The organism is Nocardia sp. NPDC050412 (assembly GCF_044458825.1).
Taxonomy (GTDB): domain Bacteria; phylum Actinomycetota; class Actinomycetes; order Mycobacteriales; family Mycobacteriaceae; genus Nocardia.
Genome location: NZ_JBITIJ010000005.1, coordinates 16,918 through 35,180, shown reverse-complemented (window position 1 = coordinate 35,180; position 18,263 = coordinate 16,918). Strand labels below are relative to the sequence as shown.

Genomic DNA, 18,263 nt, shown 5'->3' with positions numbered 1-18,263 from the left:
GAACGCCGATGTTGTCTTCACTGGTTTCTCACTGCCGGGAACCGCGCGGGCAGAGGCAATACGTCACCTGTCACGGCTTCGAGGGTTGTCATATGAATCCGCGCTGAACGTTGCGGACGCTTCGACACCTAGGCGGTCAGGGGGAGCAACCGCAAAGAAGACTGTTCGGTATATACCCACGGTATGATCCGTGCGCGTGCCGACGCCGCAGCACACGGCCACGCAATGATGAGGATTTTGCGTGTTGGAGGTGGGCGGCCTATGCGGTCCCGGTCTATGGAGGACGTGCGGGATTGGCTCATTGCCAGAATGGGCGAGCTGAGCCAGGTGACCCCCGCCGCGATCGACGGACGCGAGCCGTTCACCCGCTACGGGCTCGATTCGCGGACTTTGACCATGCTTGCGGGTGAGCTGAGTGCGGCAACCGGCCAACCGGTGTCGCCGACCCAAATGTGGGCGCATCCGACACCGATTGCATTGGCACGCTGGCTGATCGGGACCAGGTCGGAGCCACTGCAACAGTATGAGGCACCGGGTTCGGAGCCACAGCCGATCGCTATCGTCGGTCTCGCCTGCCGCTTCCCCGGAGCTCCGGACGCGGCGGCGTACTGGCGACTGCTCAGCACCGGTTCGGACGCGCTCACCGAACCTCCGGACGGGCGGTGGGACGGGGACAGTCCCCCACGCGGCGGGTTCATCGATGGGATAGACAAGTTCGATCCCGAGTTCTTCGGCATCTCTGCGCGCGAGGCTCCACACGTCGATCCGCAGCAAAGGTTGATGCTCGAATTGATGCAGGAAGCCCTTGATGACGCGGGTATTCCGGTAGGCGGTCTCGGCGGCAGCGGGACCGGTGTGTTCGTCGGCGCGATGTGGAGCGAGTACGGGGCGGGAATTCGCGCCGACCCGGATCTGGTCACCGAACACACGTTGGCCGGAGGCGATCCGAGCATCATTCCCGCCCGATTGTCGTACACGCTGGGTGCACGCGGACCGAGCCTGCTGGTGAACACCGCGTGCTCATCGTCACTGGTCGCCGTGCACCTCGCGGCGCAGAGCCTGCGGGCGGGCGAGTGTGACATCGCGCTGGCCGGTGGTGTGAGTCTGATGCTGGCGCAGGATACGGTGCATGCGCTGGCACGGCTCGGGGCGCTGGCACCGGACGGGCGTTCCAAGGCGTTCGATGCGCGCGCCGATGGGTACGGCCGTGGCGAGGGCGCCGGGATGATCGTGCTGAAGCCATTGGACCGGGCGTTGGCCGACGGCAATCCGATTCACGGTGTCATCAAGGGCAGCGCAGTAAATCACGATGGGTTCACCAATGGCCTGACCGCGCCGAGCTTGCTGGCCCAGGAGTCCTTGCTGCGCAGCGCGTATCAGCGAGCGGGCGTTGCGCCGTCCGAGGTCGGGTACGTTGAAGCGCACGGGACGGGAACGGCGCTCGGTGATCCGATCGAGGCGAGCGCGCTGGCCACTGTGCTCGGCGCGGAGCGGGCGCCTGACCGGCTGCTGCCGATCGGGTCGGTCAAGAGCGCGATCGGGCATCTCGAACCGGCGGCCGGGATCGCCGGGCTGATCAAGGTGCTGCTGGCGATGCGGCATCGCACGCTGCCGCCCTCCGGCCAGTTCGCGCAAGCCAGTCCGCACATCCCCTTCGAGGAATGGGGCTTGCGGATACTTTCGCGGCCGGAGAAGTGGCGAGGCGACGCCGGAGGCCGCCTCCTCGCTGGGGTGAGCGCATTCGGGTTCGGCGGGACGAACTGTCACGTGATCCTCGAAAGCGGCGAAAACGCTCCGATCCACCTGCTGCCGCTCGCCGCGGACAGCGAGGACGGCCTTCGTGTCGCCGTGCGTGACCTGGCGACCGTTCGGGACCGGGCATCGCTGGCCCGGTTGTGTGCTTCCCTCTCGGCGAAGCCAGAAGGCTCGCACCGGCTCGCGCTGTCGGTGCGCGACCCCGATGATCTCGCGGCTGCCAGCGAGAAGTTCTACAGCGGCTACACCGGAGCCGGAATCAGCACGGGAACAGTCGAAAAAGCCCCGCCGAGAATCACATTCCTGTTCGGCGGGCAGGGATCACAGTGGACCGGAATGGGCGCGTGGCTGCTACCTGAGCCCACATTCCGGTCAGCGATCAACCGGTGTGAGACCGCGCTGCGCCGGCACGTCGACTGGTCCCTCACTCAGTTGCTGACCTCGGCCGACCAGAGCTGGATCGAGCGCACTGAGCTCGCCCAACCTGCAATTTTCGCGATGCAGGTCGCGCTGACCGAGCTGTGGCGATCAAAGGGAGTCGAGCCCGATGCCGTCGCCGGGATGAGCATGGGTGAGGTGGCCGCCGCGCACGTCGCCGGTGCGCTCAGCCTCGACGACGCTGTGTTGATCATGTGTCGGCGCGCCACGTTGGCGGGCAATCTCTCCGGTCACGGCGCTATGGCCCTACTAGATCTGTCCGTTGCGGACACGAACGAACTGGTGTCCCGACACACGGGCCGGGTGTGGGTCGCAGGCGAGGCCGGACCGGAATCCACTGTGGTCTCGGGTAACCGAGAGACCATCGACGCAATGCGGCATGAACTCGCTGGGCGATCGATCGGGTCGGCTCTGATCAGGGTCGACTACGCCTCGCACAGTCCCTATGTGGATCCGATACTGCCCGGTTTGCGGGACGCGCTCGCGAATGTGCGGCCGGGCGAGACCCGAATACCGTTCTATTCCTCGGTCACCGGTGAGCGGATGGAGGGCACGCAGTTGGTCGCCGAGCACTGGGTGCGCACCGAACGCGAGCCATGGCGATTCCGAAACACGATGGAATGCTTGCTTGCCGACGACAGTCACATCTTCATCGACGTCGACTCGCATCCGATTCTCGCCCCGGTGGTCGAGCAGAACGGTGGCCGGGCGCTGCCGACATTGCGACGAGGCGACCGTGACTGCTCGACGCTGATCGATTCGCTTGGTGCGCTCTACGTCCGAGGCGCCGCCCGACCCCCCGTGCCGGACCACGGCCGGACGGAGTTGCTGGTGCTTTCCGCTCGATCGCGTGATTCCCTGTTCGCATCGGCGAACGATATGGCGCGCAAGCTCATCAGCGACGATGGAACCGCCCTGGGTGACCTGTGTTATACGGCGGCCGCCAGGCGGGACCATCACGAACACCGCCTCGCTGTGACGGGTTCGTCGCCGAATGAGCTGGCCGACTCCTTGCGCGCCACGGTCGGGGGCAGCATGCCGAGCAACACGTGGATGGGCACTGTGGAGCATGGCGAGCGGCGCCGGACGGTGTTCGTGTGCTCCGGTCAGGGTTCGCAATGGATCGGAATGGGCCGGAACCTGTTGACCGAACCGGTCTTCCGCGCCGCCGTCGAGGAATGCGACGAATTGCTTCGGCCACTGACCCGTTGGTCGCTGATCGACGAGCTCACCGCATCGCCGGAACACAGCCGCCTGCACCTCACCGCGGTCGCGCAACCCGCGCTGTTCGCAATTCAGGTGGGGGTCATTCGGCTATGGCAGGCATGGGGACTCGTGCCGGATGCTGTTATCGGCCACAGTGTCGGCGAGGTCACCGCAGCGTATGTGGCCGGGGCGCTGTCTCTCGCCGAATCGGTCGAGGTGGTATACCACCGCAGCCGGTCGATGCACGCCGCGGTGGTGCCCGGGGAGGGCGGCATGGCTTCGGTCGAACTGCCTGCCGAGCGGTTGCGCGGCATGCTGCGGGAATACCGGGGGGAAGTGGCGATCGCAGCGGTCAACGATCCGTATTCGACGGTCGTCTCGGGCAGTGACTCCGCACTGGCGGACTTGCTCGGACGGCTGCGTCGCGACGGCGTCGCTTTCCGTGAACTCCGGGTCGGTTACGCCTTCCACAGCGCGCAGATGGATCCGGCTGCGGATGACTTGTCCCAGGCACTCGGCACACTTGCGCCCGAGTCGAACCGGTTGCCCGTCTACAGCACAGTTTCCGGGAAGCTCGCTGCCGATCAGCGATTCGACTCGGACTACTGGAAACGAAACGTCCGGCAAACCGTACGGTTTGCGGATGCGGTGGACGCGGCGATCTCCGACGGGTACCGAGTTTTCCTGGAGATCGGCCCGCATCCGGTCCTGATGGAAAATATCCAGCGATGTTTTGCCGCCCGCGGCATCGATGGTTACGTCTTCGGTTCATTGCGCAGGGACGAGGACGACCTGTCGTCGCTGCGGCGCGCCGCCGGCGCGCTGTATGCGGCCGGTTGCGCGCCGGACTTCGATCAGCTCCTGGGTACCGGTCGAGTCGTGTCGCTGCCCGCGTATCCGTGGCAGCGAAAGCGGTACTGGCTCGCGGCGGACCGGCGCGCTGTCCTGTCCCGCACTGCCGAAGGTCACCCGCTGCTGGGTCCCGGTCTGGTCTCGGCGGTCGAGCACGGAACCCGGTACTGGCACCGCGCTCTGGACCCGGCACACCTGCCGTATCTGGCCGGCCTCACGGTGGGCGGGAGCGTTGTGCTTTCCGCGGCCACCTTCGCCGAAATGGCGTTGGCTGCGGCCGCGGAGGCCTATGAGACCACGGATATCGCCGTTACTCGGCTGACGTTCGAACGCTTGCTGGAGCTGACCGCCGCGGTGTCGCCCACGACCCAGACGGTGATCAGCACCCGGGACGAACTCTTCCAGATGTTCAGCCGCCGTGGTCCGGACTGGGTGCGGCATGCGCTGGCCACCGTCGGCCCAGACACTGGTACGCCGCACGTGCACGAACAGCCGGCTTCGATCCGGAAGCGCTGCACGACGCGCCGGGACGGCGCCGAGCACTATCGGGCACTGGCCAGGGCGGGACTGGATATCGGCGAGCACCTGCGTGGGGTCTGCGAGTTGTGGTTCGGCCAGGACGAGGTGCTGGCGAGAGTCATCCCGCCGACACCGTCTCGCCGTGCCGATTACCGCGTCCATCCCGCGGTGCTCGATGCTGGTCTGCAGGCGCTGATCGCCCTGTGCAACGGTTCGTCAGGCAGTTATGTGGTGACCGAGATCGGCCGGTTGCGGGTGTATCGGGCGCCGACCGGCCCGGTCTGGGCGCACGCCCGATCGGCCGGTCCGGGTGGTGACCTCTACCTGCTCGACGACGACGGCCGGGTGCTGGTGGAAGTCGAGGGCGTGCGTCTGAGCTCGCTCGCGCCCACCGATCCGGATCCGGCTGCCGATTGCCTCTACACCGTGGAATGGCGCGAAGCCCCGCACCGAGAATCATTGCGAGAGCGGATCGGGCCGTGGATCGTGTTCGCGGGTGAGGACGCCCTCGGCACCGAACTCGCCGACGCGTTACGTGCGCGAAACATTCCCTGCGATCTGAAGACCGACCGGGCACTCAGCTCTGCCACGACCGAGTCGCTGCGCACCGTTCTTCCCGGACAACCACCTGCCGGGGTGGTGCACATCGGCAGTCTCGGCGCCTCCAGCGCGAGTGCGCTGGCCGAGGCTTTGACCGGAATGGGATGGCGGGATCGGCCACGACTGTGGCTGCTGACCCGTGCCGCACAGGCAGTCGGCGCGGATACCACTCCGGTCAGCGTCGACCAAGCGTCCCTGTGGGGACTCGGCAGGGCGATAGGGCTCGACTGTCCGACGCTGTCCGTCACGCGAGTGGACCTCACGGCGCGGCCGACGCCCGATGAAGTGGCCACACTGGCAACAGAATTGCTCAGCGACGACCGGGATACCGATGTGGCCCTGCGTCCCCACGGCCGGTTCGTCGCCAGGCTGGTTCGGGTGCCCGCGGCCGCTGAGCAGGCGGCGCAGTTGCAGTCAGACGGCACATATCTGATTGTCTGCGGGGCCACGGCATCAGCCGAGCCGTATGCCCAGTGGATGACCGACTGCGGCGCGCGCAACATCGTGATCTTGGGCCGGGCCGCTGCCATCGTGCCGATCGACGTCCCGGGGGCCCGGGTGCTGACCGTCGACACATACGATACCGGCGATCATGAGATGAGCTCCCTGATCGCCGAGATCGAAACCGCCGCAGGCCCATTGCGCGGGCTGATCCACACGGGGAATGGTGACAGCGCATGGCGGTGGCACCAGCACACACTCGATCGCAGGCTCGATTTCTTTATCCTCTGCTCCTCGGTCGCCGCATTGTTCGGTCGCCCGGGTGACGCACCGGACAGTGCTCGGCTGGATGCCATCGCCCACCACCGCCGTGCCCTGGGCCTGCCCGCACTGAGCTTGCATGTCGCGCGGGCAGACACAGCGGCACAAGGCATCGCCGAAGCGCCCGCGAGGAGTCTCACGCGGGCGTTGGATCGTGGTATCGGCTCGAATCTCGGTCGGCTCGCAGTCATGGATCCGAACCTCCGACACTGGTTCGAGTCGTACCCCGGAGCGGCCGGCGCGCCCTTTTTCGATGCGGTCGAAACCAGGGCCCCCGATAGACCTACCGCATTCGCCGCCAGGCTGGCCGCGGCCAGTGTCTCCGAACGAGGCGCGCTGCTCGAGGAGCACCTGACGCACCAGCTTTCCCTGACGCTGCAACGAGATCCAGTGAACCTGAGCCGGAGGGCGACGTTCCAGGGCATGGGCATGGGGTCGATCATGGCGGTGGAGCTACGCAACCGGCTGGAGTCCACGCTCGGCATCCGGTTGTCGGTCGCGCTGCTGTTCACCTATTCCACCGTGGCCGCGCTCGCGGAGTTCATCGCGGATGAACTTGCGGTGACGCAACCCTCGGCGCGGCAACCGGATTCGGAATCGGAGGACGAGCCATCCCTGATGACGGACCTCGATCTACTCTCGGATGCCGAAGCCGAGGCCATGCTGCTGGACAGTATCCGGCTGGTCGAACAGGAACTGGGCAATGACTGAGCAGGCGTCGGTGAAGCAGGCTCTGACGGCAATCCGAACGCTGCAGGCACGGTTGGACCGCGAACTGCTGGCGAAGACCGAGCCGATCGCCGTCATCGGCATGAGTTGCCGGGTGCCCGGCGGCGGCACCAGCCCGGACGAGTTCTGGCGGCTGATCGACGGTGGCGTCGACGCGATCAGCGACGTGCCCCCGGACCGGTGGGCAGCCGACGACGGCGCCACCGCGAGCCGCTGGGGCGGCTTCCTGTCCGGTGTGGACCGATTCGACCCGGCCTTCTTCGGTATATCGCCTCGTGAAGCCGAGGCGATGGACCCCCAGCAACGCCTGCTGCTGGAAGTGACCTGGGAGGCGTTGGAACAGGCGGGACGGGCCCTGCCGGAGCAGTTGAACGGCTCGCGAACCGGTGTGTTCGCCGGCGTCGTCGTCACCGATTACGACCGGCTCAGCGTCGGCAAGCGCGATATCTACACCGTGACCGGCAACGGGCACTCGTTCCCCGCCGGACGGCTGTCGTATGTGCTCGGGTTGCAGGGGCCGAGCATGGTGGTGGACACGGCGTGTTCGTCGTCGCTGGTCGCGGTGCATCTCGCGGTGCAGAGCCTGCGATCCGGCGAGAGCACGATGGCGCTGGCCGGTGGTGTCAACGTGATGCTGGCCAGAGACATGACCGACATGATGGCCAGCTCTCGCGCACTGTCCGGCGACGGGCGGTGCAAGACCTTCGACGCGTTGGCCGATGGCTACGTCCGCGGTGAGGGATGCGGGATGCTGGTCCTCAAACGTCTGTCCGTCGCGGTGGCAGATGGCGATCCGGTGCTCGCCGTGATCCGTGGGTCCGCGGTGAACTCCGACGGCCGTTCATCCGGGCTGACCGCGCCGAACGTGTCCGCGCAGAAAGCGTTGCTACGTCAGGCATTGCGCAACGCGCGCGCCGACGCGGCGGATATCGGCTATGTCGAAACACACGGCACCGGAACGCCCCTGGGTGATCCGATCGAAGTGGATGCGCTCATCGATGTGATCGGAAAGCCGAGGGAGGACGGCTCACACTGCGTGCTCGGTGCGGTGAAGACCAACATCGGTCATCTCGAGGCGGCTGCCGGGGTGATCGGGTTGATCAAGGCCGTGCTCGCGTTGCGCTGGGAGCGTATTCCGGCGAACCTGCATTTGCACACGCTGAATCCCCGGATCGACCTCGACGGAACCGCTCTGGTGCTGCCGAGAGAACCGGTCCCGTGGCCGAGACGCGACGGTGTGACGCGGATGGCGGGAGTCAGCTCGTTCGGTATCAGCGGGACGAACGCACACGTCATCGTCGCTGATCCGCCGGAGCGAGTCGAACCTCCCGTAGCTGCGCCCACCTCAGGGTTCGCCCTGGTACCGATTTCCGCGCGCGACGCACAGGGGCTGATCGAACTTGTCGCAGCGTTCCGGACGACGCTGGCCGACAGGCAGGCCGAGATCGCCGATATCGCCTACACCGCGGCCGTCCGTAGACACCATCACGAACACCGTGCCGCACTGGTGGTGTCCGCAGACGGACAACCGCAGCTGGTGTCGGGTACCGAACCTGCCCAACGGCACCGGACCGTGTTCGTGTTTCCCGGACAGGGCTCGCAGTGGCTCGGTATGGGCCGCGCGCTGTTCGACAGTGAGCCGGTGTTCCGCTCGGCTGTCGAGGCGTGCGACGACGCGATCCGCGACGAAGCGCAATGGTCGGTCATTGCTGAACTGACCGCCGATCCGTCCGAGTCCCGGCTGAATCGGATCGACATCGTCCAGCCTGTGCTGTTCGCGATGGAGGTCGGCTTGGCAGCGTTGTGGCGATCGAAGGGCATCGAGCCCGACGCGGTCATTGGCCACAGCTTGGGCGAGGTGGCCGCCGCGCACGTGGCCGGCGTGCTCTCCCTGACGGACGCGGCGCGAATCATCGTGCGCCGCAGCCGGTTACTGCGCACACTGACCGGACGCGGCGCGATGGCGCAGGTGGAGCTGCCGTTCGAGGAGGCGAACGTGGCCCTTTCGGAGTGGGCGGACCGGGTGTCGATCGCGGCGAGCAACAGTGCGCGTTCGACTGTGCTGTCTGGTGCTCCGGACGCGCTGGACGAGATCGTGGCCCAGCTGACCGATGCCGGGGTGTTCTGCCGCCGAATCAAGGTCGAGGTCGCCGCGCATAGCCCGCAAGTCGACGCAATCACCGATGAGTTCGGCCGTGAACTGGGTGTACTGGAACCGAAGGCCGCCGCGGTGCCGATGTGGTCCACCGTGCTCGGAAGTTTCTGCGGCGGCGCCGAACTGGATGCCGCCTACTGGGTCCGCAATCTACGAGAACCCGTGCTGTTCTCCGAGGCGGTCCGCGAACAGATTGCGGCGGGCCCGACGGTATTCGTCGAGTTGAGTCCGCACCCGATCCTGCTGACTTCGATAGAAGAGGACGGCGGTACGGTCGTCGCGTCAGGTCGTCGCGGACACGACGAACGCGAGATATTCCTCGGATCGCTTGCCGCGCTGTATGTCCGGGGCAGCCGGGTCGACTGGCCCGCGCTGCACCCCGGCGGCGGGCGCTGCGTACCGCTACCCGCTTATCCCTGGCGGCGCGAACGTTACTGGGTGGACCGGACTCCGGTCCACCCAGAGCAACGCGGACACCCGTTTCTCGGCGAGCCGGTCAGCCTCGCGACCTCGCCGGGGACTCGGATCTGGGAGCGGGAACTGGATCTCCCCTACCTGGCCGACCACACTGTCGACGGTGTGGTCGTGTTCCCGGCGTCGGGCTATGTGGAGATGGCGCTGTACGCCACCGGGCGATCATCGGTTCTGAATGATCTCGTATTCGAACGTATGACAATTCTCGGCAGCGACGGCTCCGGCCACTTCCAACTCATCGAGGACGCCGACGGCTTCCAGGTATATGCCCGCGCGGACAATTCCGAGCCGTGGGTGCGCTGTGCACATGGGACGATCGGCCGTGCCGACGACGGACCACCTACGGCCGAGCCGCTGACCTCGGTGCGGGACCGCTGTCGCACCGAGGTCACTGCGGACGAGCACTACGCGCGATATGCCGGGCGAACCATCGACTACGGCCCGGCCTTTCGTGGCGTGCAACGAATCTGGACCGGTGCGGGTGAGAGCATCGCGGCGATCGAACTTGCGGAGTCGTCAACGGGGTACGTCTGCCACCCGGCCCTGCTGGACGCCTGCTTCCAGGTCCTCGGCGGTGTACTGCTCGACCGGCTGCCGACCGGAGGAATCGTTCCGGCGCGGATCGAGCGGCTTCGAGTGCACGGGCCGATCGGTCGACGGGTGTGGGTACACGCGCGCGCAAGGTCCACCGAACACTGTGGTGATCTGCTGGTGCTCGACGAGGACGGCACCGTGCTGATCGAGGTCGAGGGGCTCACGGTGGCCGAGCTCGCCGAACCGGATCCGTACCGAGACTGGCTCTACCGGGTGGATTGGGCCGCGGGGGAACGTGTCGCAGCGCCGGATCGGCGTGACGGGGTTGCCGGTACCTGGCTGGTGCTCGCCGATTCCTCCGGTGTCGGCAGCGCCCTGGCCGCACTGCTCGAACAACGCGGCCGAACCTGCGTCCTGGTCGGCAAGGACGATATCGACGTTGCCGACGACGAAGCCTGGAACGCACTGCTGGACAACGTCGCCCAGGGCGAACCGGGCTGTGCCGGTGTGGTGCACCTGTGGAGCCTGAATACCACCGACACCGAATACATCACCGCCGATACCCTGACCAAGGATCAGCACACCACCGGGCTCAGCACGGTGCGCCTGGTCCGCGCGCTCGCTCGCCTGGGCCTGCGGGACCATCCCCGCTTGTGGCTGGTCACCCGAGGAGCTCAGCAGGTAGGCCGCGAACCGGTTGCGGTGTCCCAAGTTCCGCTGTGGGGACTGGCAAGGACATTGAGCGTCGAGCATCCCGAACTGGAATGCACCCGGGTGGACCTCGACTCGGAGTGGACGCCCACTCGTTGCGCCGCGGAACTCCTTCCCGAACTCGTCGCATCAGATCGCGAAGACGAAATCGCGCTGCGCGAGGAAGGGCGGAAGCTCGCCAGGCTGGTACGGACCCGGTTCGACTACGGGAATGCCGAGCCGGCGCTGACCGGCGGGACATACCTGATCAGCGGTGGGCTCGGCGGGCTCGGTATCGGCCTGGCACGCTGGCTGGCAACCCGGGGGGCGCAGCACCTCGTGCTGGCCGGACGGCACGAACCGGGTCCGGACGCACAGGCGAGGATCGCCGAGCTCAGGCGCGATGGTGTCGAGGTGGTGGTGGCGCGCGCGGACGTCGCCCAGCGCGCGGACGTCGCCAGGGTGCTCGCCGATATCGACGACCGGATGCCACCACTGCGCGGAGTGCTGCACACGGCCATGGTGCTCGACGATCGGACCATTCTGGGACTGGATGCCGAACGATTCGATCGGGTCCTGGCACCCAAGGTCCGCGGCGCGTGGAACCTGCACGAACTGACCGGGGACCGGGAGCTGGACTTCTTCGTCATGTACTCCTCAGCGTCGGCTGTGCTCGGTTCACCGGGACAGGCGAGCTACGCGGCCGCCAACGCATTTCTGGGCGGGCTCGCGCGGCATCGGAAATGCAGTGGCAGAACGGCATTGTGCGTGGACTGGGGTCTGTACTCGCAGGACGGAATCATGGCGAGGCGCGAGTCGGAAGGGCAGCGACTCGCGCACCGGGGGGTCGGCACCATCACCCCTGCGCAAGGTGTGGACATCCTGGGTCGCCTGCTGGGCGGCAGCGCCAGCCAGGTCGTGGCGGCGAATCTCGATCTGCGGCAATGGCTCGCGTTCTACCCGTCTCTGGCCGGTGCGTCGCTGTACGCCGAACTCGACGACGACAACCGCGGGAACACCAGCGGACGGCCCACCGAGTTCGCGGACCGGCTGCGCGTGGCCGCCGCTGCCGAACGCCCGAGTTTGATCGACACCGTCGTGACCGGACAACTCAGCCAGGTCCTGCACCTCGACCCAGCTCTGATCGACCGGAAAGCGCCGCTGACCACTATGGGCGTCGACTCGCTGATGGCGCTCGAACTACGGAATCGGCTCGAATCCGCACTAGGCGTACGACTGTCGGCGACGCTGCTGTACAGCGCGCCGACAGTGCTCGCGCTGACCGGACAGCTACTCGACGCGCTCGGCATGGCCGAGCCGCAGGCGACCACCGGCCAACTAGATGAACTCGGAGATCTGGACATGGACGATCTGCTGGCGCAGATCGACGATTCGATAAACCGGCTCGAAGAGGGGGAGTTCACGTGAACATCGCCGACGAGCAACGTTATCGCACACAGCTCGTGAAAGCCGCTTCCGCGCTGCGCACGATGGAAGCCGAGGTCGTGCGGCTGCGGCGACAGCACACCGAAGCTATTGCGGTAATCGGCATGGGCTGCCGTTTCCCGGGTGGCGCCGACGACCCCGAAGCATTCTGGACGCTGCTCTCCGACGGTGTCGACACAGTGTCCCAACGACCCGACCGTGCCACCGGTGACGCTGGAGCAACCGGCGCTTTCCTGCCCTCGGTGGACGGATTCGACGGGGCGTTCTTCGGGATCTCCCCACGGGAAGCCGACGCGCTGGATCCACAACATCGGCTGCTGCTCGAGGTCGCCTGGGAGGCGCTGGAAGACGCCGGAGTGGCGACCGAGCGGCTGGCCGGCAGCCGAACCGGCGTCTTCGTAGGGATGAGCAGCAATGACTACCTGCTGCTCAGCGCGCGGTCCGGCGCAATGAGCGGCTATACCGGCACCGGAACGGCCCACAGTTTCGGCGCGGGTCGGTTGTCGTACCTGCTCGGGCTGCGTGGGCCGAGTCTCGCGGTGGACACCGCGTGCTCATCATCGCTGGTCGCGGTACATCTTGCGATCCGGAGCCTGCGGACCGGGGAAAGCTCCCTCGCCCTGGCCGGTGGGGTGAATCTCGTTCTGGACGAAGCGGTGACCGAGATGATCAGCGATCTACAAGCGCTGTCGCCGGATGGCCGGTGCCGTAGCTTCGACGCCCGTGCGAACGGTTTCGTCCGCGGCGAGGGCTGCGGAATCGTTGTGCTGAAGAGGCTCTCCGATGCACTGGCCGACGGCGATCGAGTACTGGCAGTCCTGCAGGGTTCGGCAATGAACTCCGACGGTCGCTCGGCCGGGCTGACCGCACCAAATCCATTGGCGCAGCGGGACCTGCTGCACCAGGCGTTCGCCGATGCCCAGGTGCGCCCCGTCGATATCGGGTATGTGGAGACCCATGGAACCGGCACCGCACTCGGAGACCCGGTCGAGATCGAGGCACTGGCGGAGGTTTTCGCCGAGGTGGACGCTAACAGTGGCGGTTGCGTACTGGGTGCGGTCAAGACCAACATCGGACATCTCGAGGCCGCCGCGGGCATCGCCGGACTGATCAAGGCGGTACTGGCCTTGCAGTACGCGGAAATCCCCCGCAACCTGCACTTCAGCACGCTCAATCCGAGGATTTCCCTGACCGGAACACCTTTCGTCATCCCGACGAAGACCATCGCGTGGCCGGAGGGCGAGAAGCGGCGGATCGTGGGTGTCAGTTCGTTCGGTATGAGCGGCACCAACGCGCATGTCGTCGTCGCCGAGGCGCCCACGGTCGAGCAGCTGCCGCCGCGGGGCGGACCGGTCCTGCTCCCGCTGTCGGCGCGCAGCCCGACGGCACTGATCGAGTTGGCTATCGCACACGCGAATGTCCTCGAGCGGGAAGATGATCCGTGCGATGTCGCCTATACGGCGGGAGCCCGGCGTGATCATCACGAATGGCGGACCGCAGTAGTTGGCGCCTCCGGTGCCGAACTGGCCGAGCACCTGCACGCATTCGTGCGCGACGGTGCCACGCGGGCGCGAGCCACGGCACCCACGATCACCTACGTCTTCTCCGGGCAGGGGGCGCAGTGGATCGGTATGGGTCGCGAGCTGCAGGGCAGTGAACCGATTTTCCGCGCCGCACTCGAAGAATGCGACCGATTGGTCGCGGAGCACACATCGTTGTCGTTGCTCGCGGAACTGGCTGCGCCAGAAGGCGAATCGAGGTTACACCGCACGGAGATCGCCCAACCCGCGCTGTTCGCATGCCAGATTGCGCTGTCGGCCCTGCTCGCGTCGTGGGGCATTCGGCCCGACGCAGTCATCGGGCACAGTGTTGGTGAGATCGCCGCCGCGCATGTCGCGGGTGCGCTGAGCCTGGCGGAAGCCATCAGGATCGTGGTATCGAGAGGACGCCTCATGGCGTCGGCCGACGGTTCGGGGGCGATGGTTGCAGTCGCGCTGGGGCCGGATGAGATCGCGAACGTTATTGCCGGATCGAACACTTCGGTCGTGGTGGCAGCGATCAACGACGACCGGTCCGTCGTACTGTCCGGCTCGGTGGACGAGTTGCACACCGTGCTCAACCCGCTCCAGCGGCGAGACGTCCACTGCCGCTGGTTGCCGGGCGGCTACGCATTCCACTCACCTTCCATGGCCCCGATGGCCACAAAGCTCGCGAAGGAACTCGCCGCGGTACAGTGCGGCCCCACTACGTGCCCCATGTACAGCACGGTGCGCGGAGACCGGATCGCCGGAAGCGAATTGACCGGCGACTATTGGGCGAACAACGTCCGGCAGCCGGTCCGATTCGCTGACGCTGTGCACGCCGCAGCCCGCGATAGGCAGCAGATCTTCCTCGAGATAGCGCCGCATTCCGTGCTCTCCGGCCATATCGCGAACTGTCTCGGCACAGCAGCTGCAATCCCGACGTTGCGCAGGGAGCGCCCGGAACAACGCAGCCTGCTCAACTCGATTGCCGAGCTCTACACCGCGGGCTATCCAGTGGACTTCGCCCGCCTGTACCCGGATCGGCGCCGGGTCGCGACGTTGCCGCGCTATCCATGGCAGCGCAAACGTCATTGGCTCGACGCACCGGCACCGCCCAGCGAACAGGTGGCCGTCGTGCCGGCGCACTGGGTCGACGAACTGATCGGGTTGCCGAACGGCGATCGGGAGGCCGCGATCGAGGCAGCAGTACGCCGGGACGCAGCGGCCTTACTCCAGCTACCTTCGCCCTCGGACGTCCCGGTGGACGGCAAGTTCATGGCACTCGGCATGGATTCCCTGATGGCCGTGCAGCTGCGACACGAACTCGCGGCGCGAACCGGACTCGCGCTGCCGTCGACGCTCGCCTTCGATCATCAGACCCCGAGGGCGGTCACCCGGTATCTGTTGAAAGTGCTCACGGAGTACACGAAGGACGAAACATAATGAAGGTGTACGGGGCGGCCACCAGCGCATGCACCCACAAGGTACTGATGGTCCTGGCCGAGAAGAATCAGCACGCCGAGCTGGTCGAGGTGAGTGTTCTCCAAGGGCAGGACAAGTCGCCGGAGCACCGGAAACTCCAGCCGTTCGGTGAGATTCCGGTACTGGAGGACGATGGGTTCCTGCTGTACGAATCGCGGGCTATCATCCGCTATCTGGACCATCGGTTGCCGGGCCCGGCACTGACACCGGACGACCTCAGGCTGCGCGGGCTGATGGAACAGTGGATCAGCATCGAGCAGAGCTACGTCAGCGGACCGGTGTGGGACCTCGTCCGCGCCGGCCCTGTGTACGAGATCATCCGCCGCAGCCCGGGCGCGAAATTCCTTCCGCCACCACCAGATCGGAACGCCATCGCTGCGGCGCGCGGTGAGCTGGCAACCGCGTTCGACGTCGCGGACGCCACGCTGGCCAGGCAGCAATTCCTCGCCGGACCCGAGTTCTCGCTCGCCGAAGTGACCTGGCTGCCCTACTTGCAGTATCTCGTCGCCTCCAACGGTGTAGACCTGATCGACGCGCGACCGAACCTTGCGCGCTGGTGGCGAGAGATCAGTGACAGGCCCACCTGGCGCCGGGTCGGACAAGTGCTGGAGCGGCCCGAGTGAACCGGTTCGACCTGTGGGGTGAACAGATGCGTGTCGATCCCCTGCCGACACTGGCGCGGATGCGGTCCGAGGCGCCGATCATCCGCCTGTTCAACCCGCACCAGCAAGCACCCGAATGGCGTGTGACCCGCTACGCCGACGTCGTCGAACTGCTCCGCGACAATCGTTTCAGCAAGGACAAGCGGAAGCTGTCCGACGCGGCGCGATCCAGGTACTTCCGGGTGACCGAATTCGACCAACTGGACAAGCACATGCTCTACGCCGATCCCCCGGAGCACACAAGATTGCGTGCCCTGGTCGCCAAGGCGTTCACTCCGCACCGGATCATCGAGCTCCGTCCATACGTCGCCGCAGCCACCGACAGGCTGCTGGACCAGGCCGAGCAGCAGGAGTCGGTGGACCTGCTCGATGCACTGGCCTTCCGGCTGCCGATCACCGTCCTAGCCGAGCTGATCGGGATACCGATCGAAGACCAGGAGCGGTTCCGGGAGTGGACCAGGATCCTGATCGCTCCGCCGTCGGAGGGAGATTTCGACGCGCTGCGCACCATGGCGATCGAGTTCCAGCAGTATCTCGAGAAATTCCTCGAGATACGCCGCCGACAGCGCCGCGACGACCTCACCAGTGCGTTGATCGAGGCGCAGACTCATCGTGACCGGCTGTCGCCGGTGGAACTGATGAGCATGATCTTCTTGCTCATCGCCGCGGGTTTCGAAACGACGGGAAACCTCATCGGCAACGCGGCGTGGGCGCTGCTACGGAATCCCGCGGAACTGATGCGGCTGCGTGCCACACCAGCGCTCATCGAACCGGCGATCGAAGAGGTGGTGCGATACTGCCCTCCGGTGAAGAACAGCACCGGAGCCTTTTCGCTGACCGATGTCGAGTTCCGGGGCACGGTCATTCCGGCCGAGGAATTGGTCGTCGCGTCGCTGCTGTCGGCACATCATGATGACGCGCAGTTTCCCGAACCCGAACGGTTCGACATCACCCGAACACCGAACCGGCACTTGGGGTTCGGCCTCGGACCGCACTTCTGCCTCGGGGCCGCACTGGCAAGACTGGAGGCGACGGTCGCGATCAGCGCCGTGGTGCGGCGCTTCCCCCGACTGGAGTTCGCGGTCGATCCCGATACATTGCGATGGAAGGATGGCGTATTCGTGCACGGCCTGGAGCAACTTCCCGTGACCTGGGGGATACGATGACGATCCTGGTGCGGCAGGCGACGTTGGACGACCTGGACGAGATCATGGCTGTCGAGCAAGACTGGGAGGAATCTCAGCGAGCGAGCCGTGACCAGATGACAGCTCGCCTTCGTGCGTATCCCGAGGGGTTCTGGATCTTCGAACAGCACGGCGAGGTCGTCGGCACCTTGATGGGCTTCCCCATGCGGTATGAGGCGGACCGCATTTCCGAACTCAGCGATTGGGACACGGTGACCGGTCACGGTTACTATCCGGTCATCGATCTGGACACCGCGAACGCCATCTACCTGGCTTCCGGCTCACTGAAGCGCACCGCACGCGGCGGCACAGCATACGCGGTGATGATGGAAACCCCAGTCGAGCTGGCCGAGCGCTACGGACTGGATTATGTCCTCACCGGAGCAAAGATCCCCGGCTACGACGCATACTGCCGCCGTTTCGGCGAGATAGACGCCCCCGACTACGTGTTACGCACACTCGGCGGCTGCCTGGTCGATCCCTTCTTGGAGATGTACCGAGGGCACAACTATCTGGTGCCCGACCGAAGCCACATCGTCCCCAACTACTATCCGGACCCGCCAAGCCGCGATTACGGCGCGATCGTGGTGCGGAGCGTGCGGCACGCCCCCGCTCGAGGCTGAACCGCGTCCCCATCAGCCCGGCAGGCAGCTGCAGCAAGCTGATGGTTCTGCAGCACGGCAGCCATGCGCGGTGCGTGAGGCTCGCTGCCGTCGGAGCCTCCGCATCCCTGTACACGGTCTCAGAACGTCGCGCCGTTTCCATGCGGCGCTCGAGGACTATCGATTTCGTGCCGATACAGACCGCATTCGCCTCCGCGTAGAGAAAACTGTCGAAGCACAAGCAGTCGTCGATGAGTTGCTCGAACTGGCAGACCCGCCGACCGTCTTCTTCGCACTCAACAATCGGTGCACTATCGGAACCATCCGGTCTCTGCACGTGCGTCAACTCAGCAACGAGCGAGCGGTGATCGGATTCGACGACTTCGAACTCGCCGACATGCTGCTCCCAGCGGTCACTGTCGTGGGCCCCAACGTCACGGCCATGGGCAGAATCGCAACCGAGCGTCTCCTCGCACGTATCAACGGAGACGACTCCGCGCCCCGACCAGCACCTTGCCCGTGCATCTCATCGCCCGAGGGTCGGGAGAGATCCTTCCCGATCGATAGTTTGTTCGCCTCCTGGCCGGTTTCATGCGCCGGGCAAGCTCCGCGGGGGCCGCACCGGCGCCGGATCTGGTGAAGTGGCAGTT

The 18,263-nt window shown here is 66.1% G+C and carries 7 protein-coding genes; all 7 read left to right on the top strand.

The genetic code is table 11. From position 1 onward, the window contains the following. The first annotated feature begins 261 nt into the window (after positions 1–261). The 7 genes from ACIBI6_RS14640 to ACIBI6_RS14610 all read left to right on the top strand — a co-directional run bounded on the left by ACIBI6_RS14640 (position 262) and on the right by ACIBI6_RS14610 (position 18,253). Positions 262–6,843 carry an acyltransferase domain-containing protein gene (locus ACIBI6_RS14640; RefSeq protein ID WP_396956527.1) on the top strand — a complete coding sequence of 2,194 codons (6,582 nt, stop codon included), beginning with the start codon at positions 262–264 and terminating at the stop codon, positions 6,841–6,843. Further along, complete coding sequence (locus ACIBI6_RS14635; RefSeq protein WP_396956526.1) at positions 6,836–12,142, top strand: type I polyketide synthase; 5,307 nt, start codon at positions 6,836–6,838, stop codon at positions 12,140–12,142. The genes ACIBI6_RS14640 and ACIBI6_RS14635 overlap by 8 nt, the downstream gene beginning before the upstream one ends. Further along, the gene (locus tag ACIBI6_RS14630) at positions 12,139–15,126 is read left to right on the top strand and encodes a beta-ketoacyl synthase N-terminal-like domain-containing protein (RefSeq protein ID WP_364358697.1); all 2,988 of its coding nucleotides are present in this window, start codon (positions 12,139–12,141) and stop codon (positions 15,124–15,126) included. The genes ACIBI6_RS14635 and ACIBI6_RS14630 overlap by 4 nt, the downstream gene beginning before the upstream one ends. Next, entirely contained in the window at positions 15,126–15,788 is a 663-nt protein-coding gene (locus ACIBI6_RS14625) for a glutathione S-transferase family protein (protein ID WP_396956525.1), read from the top strand. The genes ACIBI6_RS14630 and ACIBI6_RS14625 overlap by 1 nt, the downstream gene beginning before the upstream one ends. Before the next feature lie 26 nt (positions 15,789–15,814). After that, positions 15,815–16,993, top strand: coding sequence for a cytochrome P450 (locus ACIBI6_RS14620; protein WP_364358703.1), 1,179 nt, complete (start codon positions 15,815–15,817; stop codon positions 16,991–16,993). Further along, complete coding sequence (locus tag ACIBI6_RS14615; RefSeq protein WP_364358706.1) at positions 16,990–17,634, top strand: hypothetical protein; 645 nt, start codon at positions 16,990–16,992, stop codon at positions 17,632–17,634. The genes ACIBI6_RS14620 and ACIBI6_RS14615 overlap by 4 nt, the downstream gene beginning before the upstream one ends. Positions 17,635–17,704: 70 nt before the next feature. Next, positions 17,705–18,253 carry a substrate-binding domain-containing protein gene (locus tag ACIBI6_RS14610; RefSeq protein ID WP_396956523.1) on the top strand — a complete coding sequence of 183 codons (549 nt, stop codon included), beginning with the start codon at positions 17,705–17,707 and terminating at the stop codon, positions 18,251–18,253. Positions 18,254–18,263: the final 10 nt, after the last annotated feature.

Excerpts from the sequence above, each read along its gene's own strand:
- ACIBI6_RS14640 (WP_396956527.1), top strand. The coding sequence starts at position 262 with ATGCGGTCCCGGTCTATGGAGGACGTGCGGGATTGGCTCATTGCCAGA.
- ACIBI6_RS14635 (WP_396956526.1), top strand. The coding sequence starts at position 6,836 with ATGACTGAGCAGGCGTCGGTGAAGCAGGCTCTGACGGCAATCCGAACG.
- ACIBI6_RS14625 (WP_396956525.1), top strand. The coding sequence starts at position 15,126 with ATGAAGGTGTACGGGGCGGCCACCAGCGCATGCACCCACAAGGTACTG.
- ACIBI6_RS14620 (WP_364358703.1), top strand. The coding sequence starts at position 15,815 with ATGCGTGTCGATCCCCTGCCGACACTGGCGCGGATGCGGTCCGAGGCG.
- ACIBI6_RS14615 (WP_364358706.1), top strand. The coding sequence starts at position 16,990 with ATGACGATCCTGGTGCGGCAGGCGACGTTGGACGACCTGGACGAGATC.